The sequence below is a fragment of the Megamonas sp. genome (assembly GCF_986095205.1).
Genome location: NZ_CFQVBI010000012.1, coordinates 43,576 through 52,742, shown reverse-complemented (window position 1 = coordinate 52,742; position 9,167 = coordinate 43,576). Strand labels below are relative to the sequence as shown.

At 32.5% G+C, this 9,167-nt stretch carries 9 protein-coding genes; all 9 read left to right on the top strand.

Annotated elements, in window-relative coordinates:
* The first annotated feature begins 310 nt into the window (after window positions 1-310).
* Window positions 311-2,296 carry a transketolase gene (gene tkt / locus AC5LAX_RS02025; RefSeq protein ID WP_015562846.1) on the top strand — a complete coding sequence of 662 codons (1,986 nt, stop codon included), beginning with the start codon at window positions 311-313 and terminating at the stop codon, window positions 2,294-2,296.
* A 199-nt stretch (window positions 2,297-2,495) separates the two neighbouring features.
* Window positions 2,496-3,614, top strand: a complete 1,119-nt coding sequence (locus tag AC5LAX_RS02020) for a type III PLP-dependent enzyme (RefSeq protein ID WP_117584999.1) — start codon at window positions 2,496-2,498, stop codon at window positions 3,612-3,614.
* A 5-nt stretch (window positions 3,615-3,619) separates the two neighbouring features.
* Window positions 3,620-3,823 (top strand): hypothetical protein, encoded by a 204-nt coding sequence (locus AC5LAX_RS02015; protein ID WP_018999627.1) that lies wholly within the window; start codon window positions 3,620-3,622, stop codon window positions 3,821-3,823.
* A 111-nt stretch (window positions 3,824-3,934) separates the two neighbouring features.
* Window positions 3,935-5,389 carry an aminotransferase class I/II-fold pyridoxal phosphate-dependent enzyme gene (locus AC5LAX_RS02010; RefSeq protein WP_117585000.1) on the top strand — a complete coding sequence of 485 codons (1,455 nt, stop codon included), beginning with the start codon at window positions 3,935-3,937 and terminating at the stop codon, window positions 5,387-5,389.
* Entirely contained in the window at window positions 5,389-6,063 is a 675-nt protein-coding gene (locus tag AC5LAX_RS02005) for a dTMP kinase (protein WP_117585001.1), read from the top strand. The genes AC5LAX_RS02010 and AC5LAX_RS02005 overlap by 1 nt, the downstream gene beginning before the upstream one ends.
* A 148-nt stretch (window positions 6,064-6,211) precedes the next feature.
* A complete protein-coding gene (locus AC5LAX_RS02000) occupies window positions 6,212-6,571 on the top strand; it encodes a hypothetical protein (protein ID WP_018999625.1) in 360 nt (119 codons plus the stop codon).
* Window position 6,572: 1 nt separating this feature from the next.
* Window positions 6,573-7,565: a DNA polymerase III subunit delta' gene (holB, locus tag AC5LAX_RS01995; RefSeq protein ID WP_008538725.1), complete on the top strand. Its 993-nt coding sequence runs from the start codon at window positions 6,573-6,575 to the stop codon at window positions 7,563-7,565.
* Window positions 7,566-7,591: 26 nt separating this feature from the next.
* Window positions 7,592-8,419, top strand: coding sequence for a PSP1 domain-containing protein (locus AC5LAX_RS01990; protein WP_008538724.1), 828 nt, complete (start codon window positions 7,592-7,594; stop codon window positions 8,417-8,419).
* Entirely contained in the window at window positions 8,409-9,164 is a 756-nt protein-coding gene (locus tag AC5LAX_RS01985) for a tRNA1(Val) (adenine(37)-N6)-methyltransferase (protein ID WP_018999623.1), read from the top strand. The genes AC5LAX_RS01990 and AC5LAX_RS01985 overlap by 11 nt, the downstream gene beginning before the upstream one ends.
* Window positions 9,165-9,167 lie beyond the last annotated feature (3 nt).

Below are 9,167 nucleotides of genomic sequence, written 5' to 3'. Positions count from 1 at the left end.
TTTAAATTCATTTGAGTATTTAGTCATAAAAAAACTGCACCTCCAAAAGTTGTTTTGTGTCCAACTTTTGGGGTGCAGTTCAAATTAATTATAAAAAAAGAAAAAATAAAGATTTATTGATACTTTATAAATCTATTTGTTGAAAAAAAATGAAATATCCATTATAATAAAATTTGTTTGATTAGATAAGTTGTATTTTTGTTAAAGAAAGTTGTAATACAACATTAGGAAGTATATAAGTTTATATAAAATATTTAAAAATATATAAAAATATATATAAATCCTAAAATTAAAAAAGGGGTAGTAAAAAATGACAGACATTAATAATTTATCAGTTAATGCCATTCGTGTATTAGCAGCAGATGAAGTACAGAAAGCAAATTCTGGACATCCAGGTCTTCCACTTGGCTGTGCACCAGTTGCTTATGAACTTTGGGGCAAACATATGAACCATAATCCTAAAAATCCTAAATGGGTTAATCGTGACCGTTTCATTTTATCTGGTGGACATGGTTCTTCTATGCTTTATGCTCTTTTACATTTATTTGGTTATGGCTTAACTGTAGAAGATCTTAAAAATTTCCGTCAAGATGGTTCTTTAACTCCAGGTCATCCAGAATATGGTCATACTGTTGGTGTTGAAGCTACTACTGGTCCACTTGGTGCTGGTATGGGTATGGCTGTTGGTATGGCTATGGCTGAAGCTCATTTAGCTGCAACTTTCAATAAACCAGAATTCCCTGTTGTAGACCACTACACTTATGTATTAGGTGGAGATGGCTGCATGATGGAAGGTATTTCTTCTGAAGCATTTTCTTTAGCTGGTACATTAGGTCTTAGCAAATTAATCGTTATTTATGATAGCAACAAAATCTCCATTGAAGGTAGCACAGATATTGCTTTCACTGAAAATGTACAAAAACGTATGGAAGCATTTGGTTTCCAAACTATCACTGTTGAAGATGGTAACGATTTAGAAGCTATCGGCAAAGCTATTGAAGAAGCAAAAGCTGATAAAACTCGTCCTTCTTTCATCACTGTTAGAACTCAAATCGGCTATGGTTGCCCTGCAAAACAAGGTAAAGCTTCCGCTCATGGTGAACCTCTTGGTGTAGACAATGTAAAAGCTATGAGAGAATTCTTAGGCTGGGAAAGTGAAGAAGCTTTCTATGTTCCACAAGAAGTTTATGATAACTACAATAAATTAGCTGAAAATGGTGCTAAAGCTGAAGAAGCTTGGAATACACTTTTTGCTGATTACTGTGCAAAATACCCTGAATTAAAAGCTCTTTGGGATAAATACTTCGGTGAAGTTGATGCTAAAGGTCTTCTTGAAGATGAAGAATTCTGGGCTTATGAAGATAAAGCAGTAGCAACTCGTGCTCTTTCTGGTACAATGATTAACCGCTTAAAAGATAGATTACCAAATCTCTTCGGTGGTAGTGCTGACCTTGCACCTTCTAACAAAACTCATATGAATGATGCTGGTGATTTCAGCAAAGATGATTATCTTGGCAGAAACTTACACTTTGGTGTTCGTGAATTCGCTATGGCAGCTATCGTAAATGGTATTCAATTACATGGTGGCTTAATCTCTTATGGTGCTACATTCTTCGTATTTAGCGATTATACAAAACCAATGCTTCGTTTAGCTTCCTTGATGAACTTACCTGTAACAATGGTATTTACTCATGATAGTATCGGTGTTGGTGAAGATGGTCCTACACATGAACCTATTGAACAATATGCTATGCTTCGTTCTTTACCAAACTTCAACTTATTCCGTCCAGCTGATGCTACAGAAACAGCTGCTGGTTGGTATTTAGCTGTAACAAGCAAAACTACTCCAACAGGTCTTGTATTAACTCGTCAGAACTTACCACAGCTTCCTGGTAGCTCCAAAGAAGCATTAAAAGGTGGTTATGTAATCGCTGATTCCACTAAAGAAACTCCAGATGCAATCATTATCGCAACTGGTTCTGAAGTATCTTTAGCTTTAGATGCTAAAGCAGAATTAGCAAAAGAAGATATTGATGTTCGCGTAGTAAGTATGCCTTGCGTAGACTTATTTGAACAACAATCCGCTGAATACAAAGAAGCAGTTCTTCCAAAAGCTATTCGTGCTCGTGTAGCTGTAGAAGCTGGTACTGATTTTGGTTGGGGTAAATATGTAGGTTTAGATGGTGCTGTAGTAACTATGCATGGTTTCGGTGCTTCTGCTCCTGCTGGTATCTTATTCAAAAAATTCGGCTTCACTACTGAAAATGTAGTAAATACTGTTAAATCTGTTCTTTAATAAACAGTAAATATTTTTATAGAAAAAGACGATTGTCTATGGCAATCGTCTTTTTTGTATTTTTTACATAAAAATAATAAAATTTTATAACAATTTTAGTTAAAAAGTAGTATAATGTTGTAAGTTTATAAAATGCGTTTTATAAACATCATTTGTTAATGCACATCAAAGATACTGTGCGAAGAATAAGGGGAGTGTTATGAAAAGTTTTAAACTGACAAAAGAAGAAGCTACAATGTTAGCACAAAAATATGCTACACCATTAGAGGTGATTTCTTTAGAGCATATTGAGGAAAATTATAATTTATTGTGCAAACATATACCGAGGTTGAAGGTTTTTTATGCAATCAAAGCTAATTCAGCGAAATGTATTTTGGAAAAGCTGATAAAATTAGGCTCTAATTTTGATGTCGCTTCAGCCGGAGAGATAAGGCTATTGTCTAAAATGGGTGTATCAGGGGAGAAAATGATTTATGCTAATCCTGTAAAGACGATAGAAGGGCTGATTGAAGCTAGTAAGGTAGGTATAAAGCGATTTACTTTTGACAGTGAAAATGAAATTGATAAAATAAAAAAATATGTACCAGATGCAGAAGTTTTAGCTCGTGTGAAGATTAAACAATCTGATGCTATTGTGAATTTAAATATAAAATTTGGTGCAGATGAAACTAAAATTTTAGATTTATTAAATTATGCAAAAGCTAATGGTTTAAAAGCAAATGGGATATGTTTTCATGTAGGTAGTCAGGTTTTATCTACAAAATCATATGAAAAGGCATTTTCATTAGCACGAGGTTTAATAGATAGATTAAAAGCTAGTGGATTAGATATAAAATATATGGATATCGGTGGCGGTTTACCTGTAGCATGTTTAGACAAAGATGTTGATGCAGAAAAAATCATGAAAAGTATAAATGATTGTTTAGCTGATTTTGAAGATGTAGAAGTTTGGGCTGAACCTGGTCGATATATTTGCGGTAGTGCAGTAAATGTGATTACTTCTATAATTGGTAAACAAATGCGTGATGAAAAACAATGGTATTATATAGATGATGGTATATATGGTTCTTTTTCGGGAATTTTATTTGACCATTGGGATTATGATATAATATCATTGAAAGATGAAGATAATACTTATGAAAAAGCCACTATAGCAGGTCCAAGCTGTGATTCGTTGGATATAGTAAAAAAAGAAATGTATTGCCCTAAATTAGATGAGGGCGATTTATTAATAGCCTTAAATGCTGGGGCTTATAGTAAAGTATCAGCTACAACTTTTAATGGCTTTTCTTTACCAAAAACAGTGGCATTAGAATAGTATTTTTGAGAGGAGGAAATACCATAAATAAAGCATCTATTGCCAATTTATTAGTGATTGTTTTAGTTTTATGTGGTATATTTTTTACAATGTCTCCTGAAAGCCAAGAAGGATATAGTTCTTTTATGGAAATAATGTTAGGTTTAGTAGGGGTATTTGTAGTTGTAACTGTCGTTAGAATGATAGTGGCAAATAAAAGAAATAAATAAAGTAAAATAGTTAAAATTAATTTATTTAATATTGAGATTAAAATTCCTATATTTTTATATAGGAATTTTTTTTATGATATACTAGATTTAGTTTTAAAAGGAGGTTTTTTGATGGAGCAAAATAATACACCTTTGTATACAGCAATGAAAAAATATATTGAAGATAAAGCAATGGCTTTTCATACACCAGGACATAAACAAGGCAAAGGTGCTGCAAATGAACTTCATGAAATGATAACAGATACAGGTCTTAAGATGGAAGTATCTTTGATGGAAGAATTAGATGATATACATGGAGCTTCTACTTGTATAAAACAGGCACAAGATTTGGCAAGTGATTTATATGGTGCAGATGAAACTAGATTTTTTATCAATGGAACAACAGGTGCTATTCATGCGATGATTTTAACAGCTGTAAATCCTGGAGATAAGATAATAATACCTAGAAATGCACATCGTTCTGTACTTGGCGGTTTAGTGTTGGCTGGGGCAACACCTGTATTTATTCAGCCAGAAATAGATGAAAATTTAGGTATTGCTATGAGCATTACAAAAACTGAATTAGAAAAAGTAATACGTGAAAATAAAGATGCTAAAGCTGTAGTAATGGTTTATCCTACATATTATGGAGTAGCAGGGGATATACAAAGTATAGCTAATTTAGTGCATGAAAATAATATGTTATTATTAGTTGATGAAGCACATGGGCCACATTTAGCCTTTTGTGATAAATTGCCAATACAGGCATTATCAGCAGGAGCAGATATTGTTGCACAAAGTACGCATAAAATAGTTGGTTCAATGACACAAACTTCTTTATTGCATATGAAAAAACAACGTGTAGATGTAGAGCGTTTTAATAAAATGTGCAGTTTAGTGCAATCGACAAGCCCTAATTATTTATTATTAGCTTCACTTGATATAGCACGCAGACAGATGGCAATGGAAGGTAAAGATTTAGTCGGTAGGGCTGTACAATTAGCGGAAGATTTACGTGAGCAAATCAATAAAATTCCAAATCTAAGCTGTTTTGGTCGTGAATATATGAACAGTGAAGGCAAATATGATTTAGATGTAACAAAAATAACTGTTTGTGTGCGTAAATTGGGGATAAGTGGAGCTCAGGCAGAACAGATTTTGCGACATAAATATAAAATTCAATGTGAATTATCTGATATGTATAATTTATTGTTTATTATTTCTTACGCTGATAGTGAGAAAGAATGTGAGTATTTATTAAATGCTTTGCAAGAATTAGCAAAATCTTTTCAGGATAAAGAAACAAATCCTTTAGTACAGATTAATTTGCCAAGCATTCCTCGTTATGTTTTATCACCAAGACAAGCGATGTTTGCTAAGACGAAAAAAGTAAAATTTGCGCAAAGTGTAGGTAAAATAGCAGGGGAATTGATTACATTTTATCCACCGGGAATACCTGTAATTTATCCAGGGGAAGAAATAAGTCAAGAAATTATTGATTATGTATTGTTGCAAAAACAAAACGGGGGCAATATAATAGGCCCAGAAGATATGAATTTAGAAAATATTAATATAGTGGAGGAATAATGGTGAAAGGAAAGCTCATAATCATTGAAGCTGGTGATGGTTGTGGTAAAGCTACACAGACTAAGCTTTTATATGATAGATTAAATCAAGCAGGTTATAAGGTAAAAAAAGTAGAGTATCCAGATTATGAAAGTCCAGCATGTACGCCGGTAAAAATGTATTTGCAAGGTGAGTTTGGCGGTCATGTAGATGATGTAAATGCCTATGCTGCTTCTGTATTATTTGCTGTGGATAGATATGCTTCATATCGTATGAAATGGAAAAAAGATTATGAAGAAGGCACTATTATTTTAGCAGATAGATATACTACTTCTAATATGGTTCATCAAGCTGTAAAAATAGAAGATAGCAAAATGCGTGATGAATTTTTATCATGGCTTTGGGATACAGAATTTACGAAAATGGGGCTTCCTGTGCCAAATAAAGTTATTTTCTTGAATATGCCACCAGATATCAGCAATAAATTGATTGATAATAGAGCTAAAAAAGATAATCGCAAAAAAGATATTCATGAGCAGGATAAAAATTATTTAGAAAAATGCCATGAGGTTTATCAGGAAATGGCAAATCGCTATGATTGGGATATCGTAGAATGTGCAAAGGATAATCAGTTAAGAACTATAGAAGAAATTCATGAAGATGTTTGGCAAAAAATTCAAGGTCTGATTAAATAAAAATAGTAGATAAAAGTCTATAAACTTTATAATTAAATAGCTTTATGATATACTAAGTTTTAGTCATAAAAAATAAATTATGGCTAAAACTTTTTTATTAATGAAAATTTTGCTATCTAAATATATGTAAGAGTAAAGGATGTTCAGTATGAGTCAAGAAAAGAATAGCATATTGAAAGATGATTTCTATTCCATGATACAGATGCAACGCGTAAAAGTAGATGATGAATATAAATTATTATTGCAAAATCCTAATAATGAACAGATGCAAGTATATCAAACACTCATTAAAGATTTTGTAACTATGGCTGTAAAACAATTTTATATTGTAGTGATGAGTTCTGCTAAAGAAGAATTACCACAATATAATTTATACGATTATGCAAATAAAGTAGATGATTTATTATTAAATATCAATCAATGTATTGAAAATGAAGATACAGTATCTTTGACACAATATCATAAACAAATAGATGAACTTTTAGATAAGTTTATCTACATAAATTAAGATGATTAGTTGGCAAAATATTTATGGGCATGAGCAAATAAAAGCGGATTTACAATTATTATTGCAAGAAAATAAATTGCCTCATGCCTTATTATTTTCAGGAATTGATGGTATTGGTAAATTATTGACGGCTAAGATGTTAGCTAAATCGCTACTTTGCTGTAATTCGCAACAAGGCAATATGGCTTGTGGTTATTGTAATTCTTGCAAGATGTTTGATGAACAAAATCACCCTGATTTTTATTATTTGGAGCCAGAAGGTAAAACAAGAAAATTGATTAAGATTGAGCAAATTCGTCAAATACAAGCAAAAATAGCTTTATCGCCATATCTGTCAGATAAACAAGTGGTGATTATAAATGATGCTCAATATTTAAATGATACAGCAGGAAACAGTTTGCTTAAGACTCTAGAAGAGCCAATAGGCGAAGTGTTTTTTATTTTAATCACTTCTAATAAAGATATGATACTGCCTACTATATTATCGCGTTGTATGAAGATATATTTTGCGCCTCTTTCTTATCTAGATGTGGCGAAGGTTTTACAACAAAAAATACAGATTGAAGAAGATAAAGCTAAAATCATTGCTAGATTGTCTGGTGGCAGTATATTAAAAGCTATGCAATTTATTGATGATGACGCTCTAGCCTTAAGACAAAAGGCATTATCTTGTCTTCAAGACAATTTTTCCATAAAAGATATATGGTCATTTATTGATGAATTATCAAGTTTTGAGCGAAATAAGATAAATGATATAATGAGTCATTTACAAATGCTATTGAGAGACTTATTACTGATGAAGGTTAATAAAGATAGTGATATTATTTATAATCAGGATATAAAAGATGATTTATTGAATATACAAAACAAGTATGATGAAGTTAATCTATTAACTAAATTGACCTTAGTAGAAGAGATTTTAAAACGGTTAAATTCTAATGCAGATATAAAACTCATCTTGCAGAAATTTATTTTAGATTGGCAAAATAAATAAACGAGAAATAGACAGGAGGGCACTTTGTGCAGACCGTTGTAGGTGTAAGATTTAAAAAAGCTTGTAAAATATATTATTTTGGGTTAGGTGGATTGGAATTAGCCCAAGGTGATGGCGTAGTAGTAAAAACTGCTCGTGGTGTTGAATTTGGAACAGTTGTTATAGGGCCACGTGATGTACCAGATTCAGAAGTTGTACAGCCGTTAAAAGATGTACAAAGAAAAGCAACACAAGAAGATATTGATAAATTGGCAGAAAACAGCGAGAAGGAAAAAGAAGCTTATGCTATTTGTGAAGAAAAAATTCGCTTGCGTGAATTGCCAATGAAACTCATCAGCGTAGAATATACTCTTGATGTGAATAAGATAATTTTTTACTTCACTGCTGAAGGTAGAATTGACTTTAGAGAATTAGTAAAAGATTTAGCAGCAGTATTCCATACTCGTATTGAGCTTCGTCAAATTGGTGTACGCGATGAAGCAAAATTATTAGGCGGAATAGGTTGCTGTGGTAGACCACTTTGCTGTGCTACTTTCTTAGGTGATTTTGAGCCAGTATCCATTCGTATGGCAAAAGACCAAAGTTTATCTTTAAATCCAACAAAAATATCTGGTATTTGCGGTCGTTTGATGTGTTGCTTAAAATATGAAAATGATTTATACCAAGGTTGTTGCAAACAAAATAGTATTATTGCTCCGCCAAAACAAGGTAGTCGTGTAGTATCTATGGAAGGCGAAGGAAAAGCTATTTCTATCAATATGCAAAAACGCACTGTAACTGTATTATTAGACTCTAAAAAAACTATTGTGGCTTCATGGGAAGATGTTGTAGAAAAAGATGACGATGATATCTGATTGGAATTTAAATTTAAAAGAAAATGAACGTATAGATGATTTATTAGCTGGCGGATTGAAAATAATTCAAAATAATAAAGAATTTTGTTTTTCCATTGATGCTGTATTATTAGCACATTTTGTAACTGTACGTAAAAATGCTAAAGGATTAGATTTAGGCACAGGAACAGGTGTTATCCCCTTATTATTATCCAATAGAGCAATGAAAATGGACGCTTTGGAGATAAATCCTGTAACTTGTGAAATTGCCAAACGCAATATGGTCATGAATAAGCTTCAAGACAAGATTTGCGTTCAAGAAGGCGATTTATGCAAGATAAAAGAATATTATAAACCTCAATCTATGGACTTTGTTGTATCCAATCCACCTTATCGTCAAATAAATCAAGGTCATTTAAATATTTTAGATGGAGTGGCAAGAGCTAGACATGAAATAACAGCTACACTTGATGATGTAGTGCGTGCAGGTAGTTTTGTATTGAAGCGAAAAGGTCGTTTTGCCATGGTGCATTTGCCAGAGCGACTAGGTGAGATCATGGTAGCTTTTCACAAATATAATATTGAAGCGAAAAGACTGCAATTAGTACAACCAAAACGAGATAAAGCACCGAATATAGTCTTGATTGAGGGTGTCAAAGAAGGCGCTCCAGGTGGATTGAGTGTAGAGCCAGCGCTTATTGTCCATGAAGATAATGGTGATTATACAAGAAAATTAATGGAATATTATTATCCAGATAGATTGTAAGAG